Origin of the sequence: Sphingobacterium spiritivorum, assembly GCF_016725325.1 — a bacterium.
Lineage (GTDB): Bacteria > Bacteroidota > Bacteroidia > Sphingobacteriales > Sphingobacteriaceae > Sphingobacterium.
On the sequence record NZ_CP068083.1, the window covers coordinates 731,173 to 749,718 of the forward strand.

The window sequence follows — 18,546 nt, forward strand, 5'->3', positions numbered from 1 at the left end:
ATTTTGGTTAGATGAATAAACCCCTACTTTCCAGCTAACCAAAGTGGATTTCGGGGTTATATTGTTATGCTACTGCTACTTTTTCGTAATACCATGGAGAAACAGCATCTCCATCAGCATCACTTACAGCTTGCGCTTCTGCGGTGAAGCCCAAAGCCAGGAATGCATCTCCGTCTTTGGTAAGAGCATTCTCAATTCTTCCAATTACTGATCCATTAAGAATCACAAAAACCATCTTGAATCCATCCCAAGGTTTACTTGTAACGCGAACAGCAAGATTTACTGCTGTAGTGCTATCAATAGCTGCTTCAAATTTGGTCGTCGCAGTGGAAGTTGCATTACCTTTGAAAATCAAATCTGCCATCTTTGGATCAAGGTTCAGGAACTTAGCAGTTACGCTTGCTCCATCTCCTTCTTCTCCAATTATTGCGAAAATACCCGCTTTGTCTTCGACTTTAACTTTAGTCATAGTCTTTTCCGGAATGTTCATTGTCGCAGAACCCATTTCAATATTTTCACCTTTAACCCAGCCAGTAGCCGGTAAGGCTCCGTTTGCACTCACAGGCGCAAACTCAATGGATTCTACTCCTTTTACAACAAATTGTGCCATAATTTATTCTTTGTTATATCGGGGTGCCCCGATGTTAATTTTATTATTAAATATCTGTCCTCAAGAATGTATACTCAACCTGGATGTTGTATAACCACTGTGTACCGAAGTTCTCTATCTGACCGGGATCTCGAAGCTTTAATGAAAAGTTAGAACCTATATATCCATCCAATTTAGATGATGCTATATTGCCGAGATATTCCATCCTCTCAATATCTGGTTGAGTATTATCTACTACTGTAGGGTTTTCAGCTGATGATCCTGGAAGATTAGGTACATGAAAGTTAATATTCAGCACCCCTCCTTGTATCTGTTCGGCATCCCAAATCAAAGTATTAATAACACAATCCTCCTTAGTGCTGCCAAGCTTTCGTTGGAATAACCGAATTTCACCACTTATAAGATCCCCAATACCTGCGACAACCAATACCGATTTGACATCCTTCATTCCTTCTATGGAATTCTTTAAGAGCTTTGCCATCATACATCAATTTCGTTAAAGGCTTGATCCAGCGACTTATCTACTTCCTTTCTCGCTTCACTTACAACTGTAAGTCCATGATTAGTTTCAACCCAACTGGCATATTCCTTTCCGGCAACTAAAGTAATTCCCCAACCTGATGATTCACGTAGCTCTGCAAATGCCTTCTCACGGCCTTCTTTCAGTCCCGGCGCTTTGTCGGTTCCGTATGGACTTAACTCGAAATCCTCATGCAGTACCTTCCCATCTCGGTAAATTATACCACCTGTTGAAGATCGTAATTGGCCTGTTTGATCATTATACCCTTCTGGCCTCATCTTAGCCCGCTGTATTTGCAATGCTCTGGAAAGTACCCGCTTAAACGCATCTAACGTTTTACGATCCATCTCGTCGATCTGCTCAGTGTAAATAGCATCAAGTTCGGATTGAGTCATATCTAATTCTATTCTAAACATAAGCTACACAATGAAGTTGCCCCCTATGAAAGATCGCAATACTGTCTTGCCAAACAATCGCCTCACCATTCTGATCATAGCCGGTTACAACCTCATCTACTAAGAGTGTTGGCGAATAAAACGGAAGTGCAATAGTGAACTTGACATCTACTTCAGTACCATCCTTAATCTTCTTCAGGCCTGCGCTGCGGTTATTAGGATAAAAACGGCAAGATAATTGACTGCCGTCTTCCCTAACCAACTTATCCGGATATTGCTCGATCATAATGCTTAATGAGTATTTGAAATATCCACGAATCCAGAGTCAGAAGGAACTTCATCAATCCCCCATTTCCACAACAAGCGACGCCGTAAAGCTTCCAAAGACGCAGCGTCCTGTTGAGTAAGCTGATAATCCAATTCCTTGACAGATTTAGGCTGTGTTAAAAGGAAGTCAATCAAACCCGCTCGGGATAGATCCAATGCTTTAGTCTGATCTTTATCATTTGTATCACGTAGTGCGTCTTGCGCCAATCCGTGCTCTTCTAAAATTGTAATGACTGTTGCATCCGGGAACTTATACCCCATCGACGACACTAAGACTTCCTTTACACTTGCCATTATCCTAGCCCTTCTTTACTAATTCACGCTTCACACAATCAGCTAACCGCGCATCATCGAAATGAGATACGTCATCACCTTCAACCCATTTCTTACCGAAGTTGTCTTTATCAGCAAATGGATAGATGACAGTATATTTTTTAGACTTCTTGTCCTTGTCAGCTTTGGCTTCAGCTTTAGCCTTTGTTTCGGCCGCATCCTTATCAGCTTTAGCCTTTGCTTCTTGCTCTGCTTTTAATTTTGCATCTTCAGCACCTTGTGGTGAAGATGAAGGTACGCCTGGTTGCGTTCCCTGCTTATTTTCTTGATCTGCCATTATCCTTGTACAGTTTTAGTGTCCAACAAATAGATTTCGTCAATAGCGGTAACAACTGGAACCACGCGAGCCTGAGCACGTGTAACTTCTTTCAAGGAAGGTGTAGTTGTACGGAATTTGCTCACAAGAATGTACTCATTCGCTTTTTGATACTCAACCCCTGCCTGTTTATGGTTTTCTTCCGCCAAACGGGCGTAAACCAGTTCACCAACCATTTGTGATGCAACAAAAACCATTGCGCCAGAAGCAAAAGGTTTAAACGACGTACGTTTACCATCCTTTTCAACTTTGATTGTACGATCAACTTTAATAAAAGTAAAGCCATAACGTTTGCTGACCAAAGTATTTAACTGATCAAAATCAAGGTTTGGAATTTGCTTGTTTCCAGTGCTGTTTTGGCTAAAAGAAAAGTATTCTTTTGCTTGATCCGTAGCCGCAATAGCGTTGATTGTTGCTGTGTCAGTATAAACTTGAGTGATAGATACACCATCCGAAGTGGCTTTATCGATAACACGTTGAAAGTCATCAAACGGTTTTGCATTGACTTTATCAGAATAAAGAGCAGCAACCCCAAAAAGATGATCGGCACGATATTTATAATCGCAACGAACTCCTACGCCTACATTTTCAGGATCATCAACTAAAGTGATACCTGTAGAGAATCCACGTAAGAAAATAGCTTCATTGCGTTCATAAATAGCTCCGATAGCACGTGGAGTATCTGCGAATAATTTAGCTATAACCTGTCCATTAGTTGCGCCGTTAGCAATCAAAGTGTCCAATTGGGTAAGCTCCGTCTCATTTAGAGCTAATTCAATACCCATTTTAGGAATATCACCTGATGCTTGAGATATCGAATCTCTTGTCTTCAAAGGAAGGCTTGAGTCCATTGCAACAACATCGGCAGCAACTAGGCTAAAAGATGCGCTTAAACTTTCCCATTTACCAGTTACTGAAAATACTGGCTTTAACATTGTTGTATGCAAGTAGACCAAAGGTCTCTTTGTATCGTTCAACGTTTCTACTGTACGTACAATAATCCCGGGAAAGAATTTTTGTACCCATTGAATAAATAGTGATTTTTCCATTAGTCTGCTCTAAAATCAATTAAAGGCTTTAATGCTTCCATTGCTTCCGCTGTCGGCTCAATGTAACATGCCTTATGGTTTACCGTTCCCCTCACTAATAATCCAGCAGCGGGTTTTGCTGTTAATATCGAATTGATCAAAATATGCGCATACTCGTAACCTGCTGGCAAAGCTGCATAAGCAGTTGCATCAGTGTTAACCGGCATGGGCTTATAAGTATTTCCAGTTGCAGTGTCTTTGATGATAACATGCCCGGCATAAATGACTTTAGGTGTATACCCTGTCACATCAAGCGCACGTCCACCACGAACAGACTGGAAATTGTCAACGATAATCACGGTGTCTCGTGAGGTATCGATGATTTGTTCGTCGTTGTTTAAATTTACTGTTGTTCCCATTTGATTAATTATTATAATCCGATTTCGTTCATCACAGAATCCAACTCTTCCTTAGTTGCTTCTTTGATTTTGCCATCTTTACCTACTCCTGCAAATGGATTATCCTTCCCCAATTTACTTTCAGCCTGTGTTTGCGTATGATTCGCAAAGTCCGTTTCAACATCAGTAAGGTATGCTGTAAAGTCTTCATCAGTTGCAAAGTTCATTCGACCGAAGTCGCGTAAAACCTTTGAACTGTATTCTTTATCGGCATTTGCCAGCTTACCCAGAATGAGTGATTGACGATCAGTAACGACCTTTTCACTTTTCAATCCAGCGACTTGATCAGTCAATGCTTTTAAAGCATCCAGGATCGCTTTGTCTTTCGCTGAAACTTCAGCTTCTGGTGCAGGCTCCGGAACAGGTGTTGGTGGTGTAGGTTGAGGTGCTGGTGCTGGTGTTTTCAATTTATCTAGCTCAGCTTGCACGCTTCTCGCCCGATCATCTTCCTTAGCAATATCTTGAAACGGTATTGCTTCATCCAATGCCTTTAGCCTTTCCAACAATTCTTCTTCTGTTGTCACTTTGCCTTCCAATCTCTTAGCTAATGCTTCAACCCTTGCAGCTGAAAGTTGCGCGCCTCCAAAATTTGATATGAGTAGCGATCTGATAGATTTTTTTAAGTCCATTTGTTTCTTATGTTTTTTAGTTATAGCCTATTTAAGACGGCCGTCTTGAATAGGCTATAACTAAGTGTTGTGCAATAACGCACCTGAGCAACAAAAATAAAGATGAGCAGTATTGATGCGAAAGAATTGATATTGACAAATAACAATTGTCAATTAATGAGCTAATGATTTAGTGAGGAGGAATCTATTAAAACATAAATAACATGAATATCATTTTTCATTTGATAAATTTTATTTGCAAATGTAAAATTATGTTGATAGTTTTGATCCAAGTGGGAACCCATAAATTCCTAAAATGTTTTTCATTATATTTACTTTTTAAAAAAATAATTATGAGAAAATATTTATTAATTGCAACCTCTATACTGGTTGCATGTGGAGTAGCTGTGGGGCAGGACTTTAAACTAACAAAATTAGGATTTGTTGATGTAACTGATAATAACAAAAACTTCATCATAATAGATTTGGCAGGAATGACAAAGAAAGACTTATACAATTCAACATTGGAATATATTTCAACAAATTATAATAACCCGAAATTTGTAACTACAAAAGTTGAAGGGGAGCAAATCGCAATTGATGCTAGAGGTCAATCTATTAGCAGAAGTAAATTGCGATTAAGTGAATCTAACATATGGGACCTAAACTATAAACTTATTGTTATCTTTAAAGATGGAAAAATAAAAGTTGAGCCAGTATTTAAGAACTATGAGAATTTTGAAGGTAGCAATGTAGTTCTAACCGGCAAGAAGGTTTTAGGAAATGTTTTTGGATTATTTAATGATAAAGGGAAGCCAAATTCAGATAAAGCAATTAAAGATGCTGAAGTATTTATTAATGAATTAGTTAAAAAATACGCGGGCAATATAAAGGAATCAAAAAAGAATAGTGAATGGTGATATTATGCAATACTACCATCATTTTATTATTCTCATTACCACTTGAAAGCTATTTGGATAATTTTAAAAATTTCATTTTATCAAACATTTGCATTTTTAAAATAAGTTTTGCATTTTTGAAATGCGAAATACAGTGAAGTAGTAGAGGGCTTCCAAAAATAAATCTTTACAAATACATAAGCAGGTACAAGGTATCAGCAAAATATTCAGGTTAACCCTGTCCGTTGTGGTTTTGATTCTCAATAGTTTTCTATTGGCTTCACTGTGTTTCGCGACCCCACACGGCAGGGCTTTTTTGTTGCCGAAAAGTTGTATAAAATGCGAAACACACCCCACCAACAGCTACCATCAAACATCGTAGCTTTCATCACCGCACCATCTGTGCAGGTAGATCACATTCAGGAAATTCAAACTATTTACAACGTCGATCTGCGTATCACATGTGACATCTACGAGACTGTAGGTGATCAGTACACCAACGAGAGTTCAGTAGCAGCATTTTGTGGTATCGCTTCACCGGCATACCTTGCTGAATTGAAAGGAGGTGTACAATGCTAGTGTTAACAGAAAACCAAGAGCTTCACTTATGGCAATTAGCTGCAGAACTTCAAGTATTCAATGAAAAACGCTATCAAGACATTGCTCACCACTTGGCAAATGCTATAACTAATGCAAAGACAGATGCTGAGCGGAATAGCTTCATTTCTCTATTAAAGCTTGCTTCCACAGTCTGGTATAATAACAATGTCATTGAGACAATGGATAAGCAATTAACCAAAAGACAGGAGGCTTAATAATGACATCTCAAGATAAAGCATACATACTGAACCAGCTCCAGGAATTGCGTTCGGATATAAGCCAATGTTTGGTAGAGGTCAGATCAATAAAGAGGGAGATTCAAAACAATCCTCCAAAGGCCAAACGTCGACCCAACTTAACTTTAAATAATACAAGACTATCACGTCCAATATGGGAGAATGTCTTCGCCGAAGAATACAACGTGGAGAATCTTAAATTTATAAAAGAAAATATTCCTGTTTGGATTGCGAAAGGATATGTTCAGCCATTCTTTCTTAGACTCCACTACGCTGAAAACGTACCCAGGAATAAAAGACTACGAATCAACTTACTAATAACTTCAATAAAGCAATACCGGGACTATTGCGGGTTGGAGTTTAGGATTTAGAACTAAGAACCCGGCAAATGGAATATCGTTTGCCGGGTTTGATTCAGTTCACCTAAAGATTATTAATTATTTTAACAATATTTCCCACTTTTATATTATCTCTAAGTCTATCTTAAATCCCGCCAACGCTGTAAGAATTTATATATTTCTGTAGGTTTTTAAAGGTTAAATAAAGTTTTTCAAAAAAAATTGAATGAAAATCTTTTATACTTAATTTTAATATCGTAATATTGCGATACAAATAAATGTAGAGATGGGAGTTACAAAAACAGAAATATATAAAGACAAGGAAAATAAACTTGCATCTCTTTTTAGAGTTTTAGGGCACCCTGCCAGAATAGCTATACTGCAATATATTATCAACCAAAAAGCATGTATTTGTAATGATCTGGTTGAGGAACTAGGTTTAGCACAGGCAACTATTTCACAACATTTAAAAGAATTAAAAACCATAGGAATTATTCAAGGTTCAATTGAAGGAAAATCAGTTTGTTATTGTATTAACGAAAAGATATGGAAACAATTTCAAGAGGAATTTAATGGCTTTTTCAATCAGGATGTAAACGTAAAGCAGTGTTGTTAACACATTTTTTTATTTTTAATATCGTAATATTGCTATATTACGTTTATATAATTATCTACTTATCATTTTAAAAGTTAGTATTATGAAGTTATCTGAAATCAAAGAAATTCTACCTGCATTAGAAAATGTTGAATTTCAATTAGAAAATGGAACATTTGTTCCTGAACACTTTCACGTTACCGAAGTCGGACAAATCGTCAAAAATTTCATTGATTGTGGTGGAATAATCCGAAAAGAAAAAGTAGTCAACTTTCAATTGTGGAATGCCAATGATTATGAGCACAGGCTGAAACCAGGAAAGCTATTAAGTATAATTAAACTCTCAGAAGATAAATTAGGAATTGAAGATGCGGAGATAGAAGTGGAATATCAAAGCGATACTATCGGTAAATATGATTTGGATTTCAATGGAAATTCATTTGTACTGAAAAATAAAGCGACAAATTGCTTGGCTCAGGATTCTTGTGGAATTCCTTCTGGAAAGCAAAAGAAAAGCTTTTCAGAATTACCTCCAAATCAATCAAATTCCTGCACTCCAAATTCAGGCTGCTGCTAAATCCTTAAATAGAATGTTTATGTATCCAATATTATCAGAGACAATTCAACAGTTAGAATGGGAGAAAATCAATAACGATGAGCGTAAAAGTACCTTACAGCTGTTGATTGATTTTATTCAATTAAAGATAAATAATAAACAGCAAATAAATATAAATTTCATTTGTACCCATAATTCGCGCAGGAGCCATTTATCACAGGTTTGGGCACAAGTTGCAGCCTCTTATTTCGATATTGAGAATGTGATTTGCTATTCAGGAGGCACTGAAGAAACTGCACTATTTCCAAAAGTAGCAGAAACATTATCCCATCAAGGATTTAATATTTTCAAAATATATGATGGCTCTAATCCCGTTTATGCTATAAAATATAGTGATAATTCCCAACCGATAATTGGTTTCTCTAAAAAGTATGACAATCCCTTTAATCCAGTATCTGATTTTGCGGCTATAATGACCTGCTCACATGCAGATGGTGGATGCCCGTTTATCGCAGGCGCGGAAAAAAGAATTTCTATTACATTTGAAGATCCTAAAATTTCAGATAACACTTCCGAACAGACAAAGATATATTCAGAAAGAAGCTTACAGATAGCATTGGAAATGTTTTATGTTTTTTCAAAAATCACTAAGTAGCCGATGCAAACAAAACTCAAATTCTTAGACAGATACCTAACTTTATGGATATTCCTTGCAATGGCTCTTGGCCTAGGCTTAGGATATTTCTTTCCAGGTATTTCAAAAATTATAAATACGCTATCCCTTGGCACTACAAATATTCCGCTGGCTATAGGTTTGATATTAATGATGTACCCGCCACTGGCAAAGGTTGATTATTCAATATTGCCTATAGTATTGAAAGATAAAAAAGTTATCAGCATCTCTCTATTGTTAAACTGGATTATCGGACCTATTTTAATGTTCGGATTAGCCATTCTTTTTCTAAGAAATGAGCCGGATTATATGATAGGCTTGATAATGATAGGCTTGGCAAGATGCATTGCAATGGTCATAGTATGGAATGACCTTGCTAAAGGTAACAGAGAATATGCAGCCTTATTAGTTGCATTAAACAGCATCTTTCAGGTATTTACTTACAGCTTCTTAGTTTGGCTGTTTATCAATGTACTGCCAAACAAATTAGGCTTGGCAAGTTTCAATGTAAGCGTATCAATGAAAGATGTAACAGAAAGCGTATTCATATACTTAGGTATTCCTTTTTTAGCAGGTTTTATAAGCCATTACGCATTGGTAAAATCAAAAGGCATAGAATGGTATAATAGAAAATTTGTACCCCGAATATCTCCTATTACATTGTATGCATTACTATTTACCATAGTATTGATGTTCAGCCTGAAAGGTGATAAAATAGTAGAGTTGCCAATGGATGTCATTAAGGTCGCTATACCATTAGTCGCCTATTTTGTATTAATGTTTTTCGTAAGCTTCTTTATCAATAAATCTTTGAATGTTTCTTACGACAAAAATGCGGCAATTGCATTTACCGCCACAGGAAACAATTTTGAACTAGCTATTGCAGTATCCATCGCTGTTTTCGGAATCCATTCACCTCAGGCATTTGTAGGGGTAATTGGGCCATTGGTAGAAGTTCCAATTCTTATATTATTAGTAAAGATAAGCTTGTGGCTGAAAAAGAAATATTACAAATAAATAAAATGTAAAAGAGTTTAGTGCTTGAGCTAGAAACCAAATCTCTTAAACAGATTACTAGAGTGAGTAAATTTTAATCTTTTCCTTTTTTATAAAATCAAGAGATTATCCAATCCGGATAGGTCTGAGGATATTGAAGGAACATTCGAGTGTACCATTCCCTCCCTGGATAAAGAAGGTACCACAGATAATATGAAAGGGAAGTTTAAGCTGCTGTTGAAGAAGATTTAGGGAGAAGCTTAATAATAACATTAGATCATTTGTAGAGGATCATCCACAATTTTTTTGTTACAATTTGTAACAAATCCAAAATATTATAAAAAATATTTTATTTGTCGTTTTTAATATGCTTTAAATTTTGTATGCAAAAACAATACTACTCACCCCACCTCATAAAACTCCGGATATTCTCCTAAATCAATTCTTTCGTTATTGAAATCAGTATACCATCTGACTCCATTAAAAGTGAATAATTCTTGAACATGTTGGTCCAATCCAAATTCTTTTTGAACCGGGATTAACACTTTATAAATACTAAAATTGGCTTTGTTTTTACTTAAAACTTCTTTACAAGTATCAATAATCAGTTCCTTAGTTATCATACTCAAATATAATTTATTTTGGTAAACAACTGTTTTAAAAATACAGTTGTTTAATTGCTATTTACACATTTAAGTCTAAAAATTTATTCTGCAAATAAGTAAACCAAATTATATTTATGAAGATAATAAAATCAATTTCGTATTTTTACGCAAATCCTAACATGCCAAAATCCATTCTCAAAAATCTAAAACTTTAGATTGACTGGCAAATAAAATTGAGTATAGACCATGTATCATCTTATTAAAGATGCGTTTTAAATGCTTATTAGCAATTTGTAATTGAAATACTTAAAATTATTAGCAATATGGTAACTATTAGAAGTTTTGAAGAATACAAATCCTATGAAGGGAAAGTTTTAGGTGTTTCCGAGTGGCATAAAATTGATCAAGATCAGATCAATAAATTTGCTGATGCGACCTTGGACCACCAATGGATCCACACAAACGAAGAAAGGGCAGCAAACGAAGGCCCATTCAAGACAACTATTGCCCATGGCTACCTAACATTATCATTAATTCCTTACTTATGGAAGCAAATTGCGGATGTAACCAATGTAAAGATGGAGATCAATTATGGTATCGAGAATTTTAAATTTGGTCAAGCCGTCCCGTCCGGAGGTGAAGTACAACTACAAGCCACGGTTAAATCGATAACAAACCTAAGAGGGACGATAAAAGCAGTTATTCAAGCACAGCTTTTAATAAAAGATTATGTTAAGCCCGCATATGTAGGAGATGTGATTTTCCTTTACCATTTTAATTAATAATCTCATATGTTAAAATCTAAAATAATTGGGACCGGATCTTACATACCTACTGAAATAATTCCCAACAGCTATTTTTTGAATCATAATTTCTTTGGAACAGATAATGTTGAAATTAATCAATCTGCTGAAACAATAATTCAAAAATTCAGTGCTATTACAGGAATAAAAAGCAGAAGATATGCTGCAAAAGGTTTAACTGCATCTGATATGGCTACAATGGCAGCAGAGCAGGCGATATCAAATGCGTCGGTAGACCCAGAATTAATTGATATTATTATTGTAGCTCATAACTACGGAGACATTAAATATGAGGGATCTCCACGAGATATGGTCCCTTCTTTGGCCGCCAGAGTTAAGCATAATTTAGGTATAAAGAATATAAGTTGTATTCCGTATGATCTTGTTTTCGGATGTCCCGGATGGCTACAGGGACTTATTCAATGTGATTTAGCTATTAGGTCAGGAGTGGCAAAAACTTGTCTTGTTATTGGAGCTGAGACACTTTCTCGTGTAATCGATTCCTCCGATAGAGACAGTATGATTTTTTCTGATGGAGCCGGTGCTTGTATTATTCAAGCAAATACAACTTCAGATAGTGGAATAATTAATAGCGTTGTCAGATCAGATACAGATATTGAGCTTGAATTCATTTACTCTGCAGGTTCTAACAAAGGTGAAAAAGAAGACTCAGAGTATATAAAAATGAAGGGTCGTAAGGTATATGAATATGCTTTAAAAAATGTTCCTCAAGCTATGAAACAATGTTTCGATCATAGTGGAAATAAAATTGAAAGCCTTAAGATGATTCTAATTCATCAAGCAAATGAAAAGATGGATGAGGCAATTGTTAAAAGATTTTTCGAGCTGTATGGTATAGAAGATCTTCCTCAAAACATAATGCCAATGAACATATCTTCAATGGGTAATAGCTCAGTAGCTACAATTCCAACCTTATTGCATCAAGTTTTAGATAATCAAATAGATACCTATAATATTTCTGATGGAGATATAATATTGTTTGCTTCAGTAGGCGCAGGAATGAATATTAATGCGATCACTTATAAATGGTAATAATTTTGAGATTATATTCTAGTTGTAAGATTCTATTTTTTGACATTAAAAACCGTGGAGAAACTTGGGAGGAATCCCCACGGAATAACCAAAAATATAAACCTAAATTATGAAAAGACAATTTAAAAACAAGTGAGGGGCTGGTTACCCTCTTGCGAGTTAATGGCTTCACCTTAGCCACTCTGAGCTAATCCTCCAACTTGTTAGATTTTTAAAGGCCCTTTGCTGCTAATCCTTTATTTCTTTGATTGAAAACCACTGATGCTACTATTTTACTATCTGCAATTACTAATCGCCATCTTTCAATCAAATACTTTAAAGAACCAAGAGCCTTTCTCTCTGTTTGCGTTGTGACAACGACAGGGATCGAACCTGTACGACTTTAGAGTGTGCGTCGACTTTTCACGAATGTTGTTTATACTCTATGTTCAAGGAGTCGCACTCCTTTGCGTCTACCACGGCCGGCGAACCGCCAACCCTTCCGCCACGTTGTCAATTTCCCCACCATGCTGCATCACTGCTGTAAGTGGGTGTATTTCACCTAATATTTTATGATGTTATCAATAACCATTCTTGTAATGTTGGTTTTTCAAAACAATCAACTTCTTCTTTACAACCTGAACAAATATTTACACCATCAACAGGTTCTGACCAATAGCCCCTTGAAGTTTCATTAAATTGCAATTGAGCAACTTCAGATCTACAAAAAGGACACACTTCGTCTTTTGCCTGATAGTACTCATTGTAAATACTTATCAAATCTTCATGATTTAATGAATCACCAGTGCTATCAACAATAGTTTGAATATCTTCAATTGATACATTTAGTTTTAATGATGATAATATTATTTCCACTTGCTGATTCATAAATCAAATATAAAAACAAAATTTATCATTTGCAAATTTTATTTTACATTTATTTATCATTTGATAAATATGGTTACTTCTTAATCCTCTCCATCTCGTCCTGAACGTTGGTAACTAACCCGGACATTCCAATAGCGGTCTCCACTGAAATCAATCCTCCGTCCTTAGCTCTGATTGCAAGATCAACATCAGCATCCAAATCATCGAGCTTGAACCGTGGTACTTCAACAGTAACAGCCAGTTCTTGCAATGAAGCAGTTAGTCCTGTGTCCATGCTGGCAAGCAACGCTTTCTCCAGGTTCACACTACGCTGTAACAGCTCGCCATATCCCCCATCAATCTCATTACTAGCGGCTAAATGAGCATCAATAAAAACACGATCGAAAGCAACACCTGAAAGATCTCCCAGGGCTTTCATTTCCTCGAAACTGATATTTGGAGTTTGGGTCAGAGAGTAGATGAAGTTCACCAATGTATCAATTTCCAGTTCAACTGCAGCTACTGATTGATCCCAAGTTACGTACTTAGCATCAGCATGCTCTCCAGTCAATAATACAGCTTTACCACTCTCCCCTTTCTCCTGGGCTTGTGCGCCAGTAGCTCCCTTGAATACTAAAGTTGGCGAAGCGTGGTAGTCGTTAGTATCAGCAAAGTTTGATATCACTGTTTCCAATCTCTCGATCAGTGGCTGCACATTGGCCCAAATCGGGGTATTTTTGGAGTAGTAGATAATTGGTAGTTTCTTGTATGGCAAATCCACTGTTGCAACTAGTTTCCATCCACCTTCACTTTCCCCTCCTGATCCTCCCTGCTCAAACTTCAGTAGACGATCAGTACTGTAGATATCAAAGCATTTGACGGTTTTATCGCCGCCACTGGTTTCTGCGGCAAGTTCTTCTAAAGACTTACGGCGATCGTATTGCCTACCGAAGTAAATCAAATCACCATTTGCATCAAACACTGGTAGAAGCGTATCACCTTTACTTGGCGCTAATATCTGCATTTTATAATCAACAGGAACCTTACTTAGACCGCCCCAGTGGCTCGCATCATCGGTCACCTTGGAATACCACAACTTAGCAACCTGAAGTTCCTTGTTCAAGAGCTTAGCAATCTCCGATTCCTTGTACCCAACTTTATTATTTTCCCTCAAACGCTGCAATAGGTTGAAAGCTTTTTCCTGGGCACCCTTGTCCGGCTCCGCATATAGCCTCGCTTTACCCAAGTTCATAAACGCAACCCTTCTGGTAACTATGATCTCCTGCAGAGCTAAAGGAAGTCGAGCAGGATCGACGTAGGTTGTGGTGGTCGTTGGCGTTCTTCCATCCGCCATCATCACAGGCTTACCATCAGGCCCTATAACTTTTTTGACTACTGTCTTGCGTTTCCTCAGCTGCTCATCATATATATTGTGCTCCTTTATATCTGTTTCCTTCTTCACCTCATAAGCAGGAGCTGACTCCTTACCTAGTTCTTCTATTATCTTCGGATCAATGGCAGCTGATGCCACTTTAATTTCTTTTGCCATAACTTTTCCTTTTATTGTACCTGCGGTTACCCAAACATTCCAATTACTGAGTCGTCAATATTACTTTCCTTATTCACACCGAAATTCTCAACAACACCTGTCAAGGCATCCAGGGCATCATCGTAAGCGTTATTACCTTTCTTGCTGTACGTGGTTACATGCTTATAGAATTGTGGCCACATCTTATCCCAACCGACTGGCATATGTATTATCATATTTACCTTTGCCGAATTCGTGAATATCCTTGCGTGCTTATTCTCCCCTTGATGAAACCATTCAATAGTACAGTTGAAAGCCTTAAGGGTCACTAAATGCGACTCTACATTACGAGCAAACCCACGTCCTCCATTATTGGATTCAATCAAAGCATATTCAACTTGGTGCATCGCTAGTTGCCTTGCTGTGTCAGGTTCCGTTATCTCCATCGGATCCTGAGTATAGATTACGTCAAGAACGAAGCATCCAAGATCCGTTTCAAGGTAAGCGATACTACATAAATAATCTTTACCTGTGTCGGCTGTATCAACGTATGCCTTACGATAGGCTTTGAAATAAGGCGGAATATTCAGATACTCTTTGAATGCCCGATACATCAACCCCTCCTTAGGCTGCGGATTCTGCATATATTGCCGTCCAAAGTTGATTGGATTGATATCATTCATTTTCAGCAGCTCATCAAGCGTATGCTTGAACTCCCATAATGCACGTCCCTCCTTCAGGTCCTGTCCATCTTCTACTATAATACTGGGAAGCGATAGAACAGTCCATTCACCTGGATAATTAGCTAACACATGTCCGCAAAGATCGTTCTCGTGAAGACGCTGCATAATGATTATGATTGGTGTATTACGAGAGTTTACACGATTAATTATCGTTGAATCAAAACGATTGTTAACCCGTTCTCTCTTGATCTCACTATCCGCATCGTCGGGCTTAATTGGATCATCAATGATAAGCGCACCGCCGAAGATATCACCGCCCATAGCCAGCATCTCATCAAGATCAAGCTCTTCATCTTGCAATTGATCTGCGCTTGCCTCAGTATCAACCTGACCTGCGCCAAAACCTGTAACCTGTCCACCGGCAGCACGAGCGTATACGCCCCCACCTTGAGTCGTATACCATTTATTTTTTGCTCCTGAGCCTTGCTTGAGTTCAACATCTGGAAATAGCTGCTGATAAGCTTCACTCGTAACCAGATCCTTGACAGCTTCGGAATTATCCAAGGCTAGATCATCCGAGTAACTGAGGTGAATGAACTTAGAAGCAGGATTGATTGCAAGGCCGGCGCTAATTAAGTTTTTTACGGCTAGTTCAGTCTTTCCATATCGAGGTGCTATATTAATAATCAGACGTGTGATGCGGCCCATAAGCACATCGTCAAGAGCTTTAGCTATCTTCACGTGATGATCACCAACAACGAAACTACGCGAATACTGTTTTTGAAAGAAGTACTGTGTGTAATTCAATATTGACGACTTGCACCACAGCGCAATGATATCACGTTTTGTAAAGCCTGCTACCGGAGTCATTACGCGTCATTTAGATTAAAGTTACCACTAGCAAGCTGCTGCAGCATACGTTGCGCCTCCTCAGGTGATACTTTCTCGTTCAACGATTGATCTTTGGTTGTGATATCTAACTTGTCCTTGTACATACCACGAACGCGCATCAAACGATCCATAGCGGCATCAGCTGCGTAAAGCTCTACTTCCAAACCGTTTTTACCATACTTGAACGATTTAATGATACCACGTTCTTTGTCAGCCAATAGCTTTGGCATGTCAACCTCGACTTGCGGTACCAACTCGGCTTCACCGGTAACCAGCCTGCTTGCCAAAGGATTTCTCCGCAACTCAATTTGGTAAGCAAGGATTTGATCACGTATTGGGTCAAGTGATGCTTGAAACTCATCAAAGGCTTCCTCCGTGTACCCCTTCACTGCGCAAAACTCTTCTTTAAGCATCAGATCATACTCAAGCTCTGCAATAAGCTCTAGCAATCCTTTACGGACACGTGGACGATATTCGACCATACGTGTCGTCATATAGTCAGCAAGATTGCCTCGGGCAATGTCGGCAGTTTTCTTTGTAAGCTCTTCTGCTGACAAGGACAATTCGTCCAATCTAGCATTGATTGCTACGGAAACATTAGGTTTTCTAAGGTTTTCATGACCTACAACCGCAGCAGTCTTTTCACTATATCCAGCACGAATAGCTGCTTGTGTAGCATTAAAATCTTTGCAGTACTCTTCAACAAAGCGTCGTTGATTGGTTGTTAACTTAGTTGGCGAATCCTCACTCATCTCCCCTAACCTCCTTTACTATATAATCCACAGCCTCACGAACCCTCGCTACGTTGAGGTAGTAATGCACAGACTGACTTATCTTGCTTGATAAGGCTTGCTTTGATACGCCCATTATTTCGGCAAGCGATTTTATAACTCCTGATTTAACTCTATACTCAGCATGTATTGTCTCGGGCGAAAATAAAATTAGAGATGTACATATGGTATATAATCTTTGATAAAATGGATCATCACTTATTTGATTAGAGAAACTGTGTATTTTGATTACCTGATTTAAAGAGCACGGCTTACTCTTTAAGTTTTTAGCCAACTCATTATATACTTCAGGATGTTTAAGCAAAAGATATTGAGAAATGACTGGATTTATCATGCTGCTATCTCCTTTCTTGTAGGCTCACCGATTAATTCAATGATTATTGCCTGGAAATCTTCTAATGAGCGAATGATGTAAACTGGCGTCCCATCCTCCTGCCAAACCTTGTGTACTTTTTGCTGTTCCGGACTAACCTTACCCGATTGGGTTTTCATTTCGAATCCGTAAGCATTCCCCAGATGAATGAGTATACAGTCAGGAATACCAGCTACAACCCCAGACGCTTTTAATTGCATTCCTTCAACTGCATTGCGGCTTCCACCATTAGGTACATGAAAGAATTTTCGGCGTGTTTGTGGATAGTTATTCCACAACCATTGAAAGCACGCGGCTTGCAAAGCTTTCTCACTTATCTTTTCCATGTAAATCCTCCTAAATATAACAAGTCAGATGATTTACACCCCATAATGTAAATACCAATATTAAAATCTCTATCTATGCTGTCCATGTGGAATGGCTTTTATTAACGCTTCCACAAAAGCGGAAGCGTTTAACACACTTAATTCATGAACCAGGTACTTTGACATCCCTGATACTCACAAAAATAAGCATAGTTTCTAATTATTGCATAAAAGCAACATAAAAAGCAATAATTAATAACAATAAATAATTAAAGAGGTAGGCTGCTGACTTATTAAAACTTAAAAAAATAAAACAAAAAACCGTCATACTTATGGGAAGCATGACGGCACGTCAAAGAATTATTGATTAGTATTAAGTATGTATCATTGATAGTATTATTATTAACCCAATAACTAAGATGAAGGATCCTATTATAACAATGGTTCCAAATATTGCATCTTTAGTGTCTTCTTTCTTTAAAGATGATTCATAAATTATTTTAAGATCATTCCATCTCTTTAAAACCTTATCAGAAGTTTTTGGAACTTCATCACGAATGTTTCTCAAAGTGTCATTTAAGAAACATCGTGAATACATTGATTTACTTTTGCTAATTTGCGAGTTCATAATAAATTACATTGTTAAGTGTGATTAAAGCGGCCGAAGTTTTGCCGACGACGGCCGCTACTTTATACTCCAATCCTATTAACCCCTTGGGTTAACGATGCAAATGTATAAATTATTTATCATTTGTAAAATTAAATGTAAAATAAAGTTTTCAAAAGTTGCAATAACGCTATATTTTCTCAAAAAGAATTCCTTCATATTATTTGAGATCTGGATAATATCATTAATAAAATAAGTAGAAATGCATAGAATACCAATTAGACTTGGATTTATTGACTTATACATTTTACATGAATAATATTCAACTTCACCTCTCGACTGATCTGCCCAAAAACATTTACAAACTAAAAATGCAACGTATCATTAGATAATAAGTGAAAAAATTTAAAATACTTGGAAAAGGCCGAGGAAGGTTACAGGGTTACAGGGTTACAAGACTTTTGCATTGTTAACATATAGAGAAAAAAGTATATATTTTTTTACTCTACGCAACGGTTGCGTAAAAAAAGGTATATATATTATTTTTTTTCATAATATTTAATAAGAATTATA

Annotated in this window: 24 protein-coding genes; 9 read left to right on the forward strand and 15 right to left on the reverse strand. The window is 37.3% G+C overall.

All coding sequences use genetic code 11. From position 1 onward, the window contains the following. Window positions 1–64: 64 nt before the first annotated feature. From I6J02_RS02855 to I6J02_RS02895, 9 genes are all read right to left on the reverse strand, one after another. The gene (locus tag I6J02_RS02855) at window positions 65–610 is read right to left on the reverse strand and encodes a hypothetical protein (RefSeq protein WP_201680329.1); all 546 of its coding nucleotides are present in this window, start codon (window positions 608–610) and stop codon (window positions 65–67) included. Window positions 611–656: 46 nt separating this feature from the next. After that, window positions 657–1,094 carry a hypothetical protein gene (locus I6J02_RS02860; RefSeq protein ID WP_201680330.1) on the reverse strand — a complete coding sequence of 146 codons (438 nt, stop codon included), beginning with the start codon at window positions 1,092–1,094 and terminating at the stop codon, window positions 657–659. Beyond that, entirely contained in the window at window positions 1,091–1,408 is a 318-nt protein-coding gene (locus I6J02_RS02865) for a hypothetical protein (RefSeq protein WP_201680331.1), read from the reverse strand. The genes I6J02_RS02860 and I6J02_RS02865 overlap by 4 nt, the downstream gene beginning before the upstream one ends. Window positions 1,409–1,538: 130 nt before the next feature. Next, complete coding sequence (locus I6J02_RS02870; protein WP_201680332.1) at window positions 1,539–1,811, reverse strand: hypothetical protein; 273 nt, start codon at window positions 1,809–1,811, stop codon at window positions 1,539–1,541. Window positions 1,812–1,816: 5 nt separating this feature from the next. Then, a complete protein-coding gene (locus I6J02_RS02875) occupies window positions 1,817–2,113 on the reverse strand; it encodes a hypothetical protein (RefSeq protein WP_201680333.1) in 297 nt (98 codons plus the stop codon). Window positions 2,114–2,150: 37 nt separating this feature from the next. Beyond that, on the reverse strand, window positions 2,151–2,462 hold the full coding sequence (locus I6J02_RS02880) for a hypothetical protein (protein ID WP_201680334.1): 312 nt from the start codon (window positions 2,460–2,462) through the stop codon (window positions 2,151–2,153). Beyond that, window positions 2,462–3,550, reverse strand: coding sequence for a hypothetical protein (locus I6J02_RS02885; protein ID WP_201680335.1), 1,089 nt, complete (start codon window positions 3,548–3,550; stop codon window positions 2,462–2,464). Before I6J02_RS02885 ends, I6J02_RS02880 begins: the two co-directional genes overlap by 1 nt. Beyond that, window positions 3,550–3,948, reverse strand: coding sequence for a hypothetical protein (locus tag I6J02_RS02890; RefSeq protein ID WP_201680336.1), 399 nt, complete (start codon window positions 3,946–3,948; stop codon window positions 3,550–3,552). Before I6J02_RS02890 ends, I6J02_RS02885 begins: the two co-directional genes overlap by 1 nt. An 11-nt stretch (window positions 3,949–3,959) precedes the next feature. Continuing rightward, window positions 3,960–4,616 carry a hypothetical protein gene (locus I6J02_RS02895; protein ID WP_201680337.1) on the reverse strand — a complete coding sequence of 219 codons (657 nt, stop codon included), beginning with the start codon at window positions 4,614–4,616 and terminating at the stop codon, window positions 3,960–3,962. 332 nt (window positions 4,617–4,948) lie between these two features. Between I6J02_RS02895 and I6J02_RS02900 the strand changes: the two genes are divergently transcribed. The 7 genes from I6J02_RS02900 to arsB all read left to right on the forward strand — a co-directional run bounded on the left by I6J02_RS02900 (window position 4,949) and on the right by arsB (window position 9,509). Next, complete coding sequence (locus tag I6J02_RS02900; protein WP_201680338.1) at window positions 4,949–5,515, forward strand: DUF4468 domain-containing protein; 567 nt, start codon at window positions 4,949–4,951, stop codon at window positions 5,513–5,515. Window positions 5,516–5,833: 318 nt separating this feature from the next. Beyond that, the gene (locus I6J02_RS02905) at window positions 5,834–6,073 is read left to right on the forward strand and encodes a hypothetical protein (RefSeq protein ID WP_201680339.1); all 240 of its coding nucleotides are present in this window, start codon (window positions 5,834–5,836) and stop codon (window positions 6,071–6,073) included. Then, window positions 6,067–6,309 (forward strand): hypothetical protein, encoded by a 243-nt coding sequence (locus I6J02_RS02910; RefSeq protein ID WP_201680340.1) that lies wholly within the window; start codon window positions 6,067–6,069, stop codon window positions 6,307–6,309. Before I6J02_RS02905 ends, I6J02_RS02910 begins: the two co-directional genes overlap by 7 nt. Before the next feature lie 645 nt (window positions 6,310–6,954). Then, entirely contained in the window at window positions 6,955–7,284 is a 330-nt protein-coding gene (locus tag I6J02_RS02915) for an ArsR/SmtB family transcription factor (RefSeq protein ID WP_201680341.1), read from the forward strand. Between the two features lie 82 nt (window positions 7,285–7,366). Next, a complete protein-coding gene (locus I6J02_RS02920; protein WP_201680342.1) occupies window positions 7,367–7,840 on the forward strand; it encodes a DUF6428 family protein in 474 nt (157 codons plus the stop codon). Between the two features lie 19 nt (window positions 7,841–7,859). Beyond that, window positions 7,860–8,474 (forward strand): low molecular weight phosphatase family protein, encoded by a 615-nt coding sequence (locus I6J02_RS02925; protein ID WP_201680343.1) that lies wholly within the window; start codon window positions 7,860–7,862, stop codon window positions 8,472–8,474. A gap of 3 nt (window positions 8,475–8,477) precedes the next feature. Beyond that, a complete protein-coding gene (arsB, locus tag I6J02_RS02930) occupies window positions 8,478–9,509 on the forward strand; it encodes an ACR3 family arsenite efflux transporter (protein WP_201680344.1) in 1,032 nt (343 codons plus the stop codon). A gap of 380 nt (window positions 9,510–9,889) precedes the next feature. On the opposite strand, the gene I6J02_RS02935 is transcribed toward arsB, so the two are convergent. Next, window positions 9,890–10,111, reverse strand: coding sequence for a hypothetical protein (locus I6J02_RS02935; protein WP_201680345.1), 222 nt, complete (start codon window positions 10,109–10,111; stop codon window positions 9,890–9,892). A 305-nt stretch (window positions 10,112–10,416) separates the two neighbouring features. Here I6J02_RS02935 and I6J02_RS02940 point away from each other — a divergent pair, with 305 nt between their 5' ends. Together I6J02_RS02940 and I6J02_RS02945 are read left to right on the forward strand one after the other, a co-directional pair. Next, window positions 10,417–10,875, forward strand: a complete 459-nt coding sequence (locus I6J02_RS02940) for a MaoC family dehydratase (protein WP_201680346.1) — start codon at window positions 10,417–10,419, stop codon at window positions 10,873–10,875. 9 nt (window positions 10,876–10,884) lie between these two features. Beyond that, complete coding sequence (locus tag I6J02_RS02945) at window positions 10,885–11,949, forward strand: 3-oxoacyl-ACP synthase III family protein (RefSeq protein ID WP_201680347.1); 1,065 nt, start codon at window positions 10,885–10,887, stop codon at window positions 11,947–11,949. Between the two features lie 549 nt (window positions 11,950–12,498). Here I6J02_RS02945 and I6J02_RS02950 read toward each other — a convergent pair. From I6J02_RS02950 to I6J02_RS02970, 5 genes are all read right to left on the reverse strand, one after another. After that, the gene (locus tag I6J02_RS02950) at window positions 12,499–12,816 is read right to left on the reverse strand and encodes a hypothetical protein (RefSeq protein WP_201680348.1); all 318 of its coding nucleotides are present in this window, start codon (window positions 12,814–12,816) and stop codon (window positions 12,499–12,501) included. A 73-nt stretch (window positions 12,817–12,889) separates the two neighbouring features. Then, window positions 12,890–14,344 (reverse strand): phage portal protein, encoded by a 1,455-nt coding sequence (locus I6J02_RS02955; protein WP_201680349.1) that lies wholly within the window; start codon window positions 14,342–14,344, stop codon window positions 12,890–12,892. Window positions 14,345–14,370: 26 nt separating this feature from the next. Beyond that, window positions 14,371–15,876, reverse strand: a complete 1,506-nt coding sequence (terL, locus tag I6J02_RS02960; RefSeq protein ID WP_201680350.1) for a phage terminase large subunit — start codon at window positions 15,874–15,876, stop codon at window positions 14,371–14,373. After that, window positions 15,876–16,649: a terminase small subunit gene (locus tag I6J02_RS02965; RefSeq protein ID WP_201680351.1), complete on the reverse strand. Its 774-nt coding sequence runs from the start codon at window positions 16,647–16,649 to the stop codon at window positions 15,876–15,878. Before I6J02_RS02965 ends, terL begins: the two co-directional genes overlap by 1 nt. 369 nt (window positions 16,650–17,018) lie before the next feature. Further along, entirely contained in the window at window positions 17,019–17,387 is a 369-nt protein-coding gene (locus I6J02_RS02970) for a VRR-NUC domain-containing protein (protein ID WP_236582269.1), read from the reverse strand. Window positions 17,388–18,546 lie beyond the last annotated feature (1,159 nt).

Excerpts from the sequence above, each read along its gene's own strand:
- I6J02_RS02970 (WP_236582269.1), bottom strand. The coding sequence starts at position 17,387 with ATGGAAAAGATAAGTGAGAAAGCTTTGCAAGCCGCGTGCTTTCAATGG.
- I6J02_RS02865 (WP_201680331.1), bottom strand. The coding sequence starts at position 1,408 with ATGAGGCCAGAAGGGTATAATGATCAAACAGGCCAATTACGATCTTCA.
- I6J02_RS02890 (WP_201680336.1), bottom strand. The coding sequence starts at position 3,948 with ATGGGAACAACAGTAAATTTAAACAACGACGAACAAATCATCGATACC.
- I6J02_RS02895 (WP_201680337.1), bottom strand. The coding sequence starts at position 4,616 with ATGGACTTAAAAAAATCTATCAGATCGCTACTCATATCAAATTTTGGA.
- I6J02_RS02860 (WP_201680330.1), bottom strand. The coding sequence starts at position 1,094 with ATGATGGCAAAGCTCTTAAAGAATTCCATAGAAGGAATGAAGGATGTC.
- I6J02_RS02855 (WP_201680329.1), bottom strand. The coding sequence starts at position 610 with ATGGCACAATTTGTTGTAAAAGGAGTAGAATCCATTGAGTTTGCGCCT.
- I6J02_RS02915 (WP_201680341.1), top strand. The coding sequence starts at position 6,955 with ATGGGAGTTACAAAAACAGAAATATATAAAGACAAGGAAAATAAACTT.
- I6J02_RS02965 (WP_201680351.1), bottom strand. The coding sequence starts at position 16,649 with ATGAGTGAGGATTCGCCAACTAAGTTAACAACCAATCAACGACGCTTT.
- I6J02_RS02925 (WP_201680343.1), top strand. The coding sequence starts at position 7,860 with ATGTATCCAATATTATCAGAGACAATTCAACAGTTAGAATGGGAGAAA.
- I6J02_RS02905 (WP_201680339.1), top strand. The coding sequence starts at position 5,834 with ATGCGAAACACACCCCACCAACAGCTACCATCAAACATCGTAGCTTTC.
- I6J02_RS02940 (WP_201680346.1), top strand. The coding sequence starts at position 10,417 with ATGGTAACTATTAGAAGTTTTGAAGAATACAAATCCTATGAAGGGAAA.
- I6J02_RS02920 (WP_201680342.1), top strand. The coding sequence starts at position 7,367 with ATGAAGTTATCTGAAATCAAAGAAATTCTACCTGCATTAGAAAATGTT.
- I6J02_RS02910 (WP_201680340.1), top strand. The coding sequence starts at position 6,067 with ATGCTAGTGTTAACAGAAAACCAAGAGCTTCACTTATGGCAATTAGCT.
- I6J02_RS02950 (WP_201680348.1), bottom strand. The coding sequence starts at position 12,816 with ATGAATCAGCAAGTGGAAATAATATTATCATCATTAAAACTAAATGTA.
- I6J02_RS02955 (WP_201680349.1), bottom strand. The coding sequence starts at position 14,344 with ATGGCAAAAGAAATTAAAGTGGCATCAGCTGCCATTGATCCGAAGATA.
- I6J02_RS02900 (WP_201680338.1), top strand. The coding sequence starts at position 4,949 with ATGAGAAAATATTTATTAATTGCAACCTCTATACTGGTTGCATGTGGA.
- I6J02_RS02885 (WP_201680335.1), bottom strand. The coding sequence starts at position 3,550 with ATGGAAAAATCACTATTTATTCAATGGGTACAAAAATTCTTTCCCGGG.
- I6J02_RS02870 (WP_201680332.1), bottom strand. The coding sequence starts at position 1,811 with ATGATCGAGCAATATCCGGATAAGTTGGTTAGGGAAGACGGCAGTCAA.
- I6J02_RS02875 (WP_201680333.1), bottom strand. The coding sequence starts at position 2,113 with ATGGGGTATAAGTTCCCGGATGCAACAGTCATTACAATTTTAGAAGAG.
- I6J02_RS02935 (WP_201680345.1), bottom strand. The coding sequence starts at position 10,111 with ATGATAACTAAGGAACTGATTATTGATACTTGTAAAGAAGTTTTAAGT.
- terL (WP_201680350.1), bottom strand. The coding sequence starts at position 15,876 with ATGACTCCGGTAGCAGGCTTTACAAAACGTGATATCATTGCGCTGTGG.
- arsB (WP_201680344.1), top strand. The coding sequence starts at position 8,478 with ATGCAAACAAAACTCAAATTCTTAGACAGATACCTAACTTTATGGATA.
- I6J02_RS02945 (WP_201680347.1), top strand. The coding sequence starts at position 10,885 with ATGTTAAAATCTAAAATAATTGGGACCGGATCTTACATACCTACTGAA.
- I6J02_RS02880 (WP_201680334.1), bottom strand. The coding sequence starts at position 2,462 with ATGGCAGATCAAGAAAATAAGCAGGGAACGCAACCAGGCGTACCTTCA.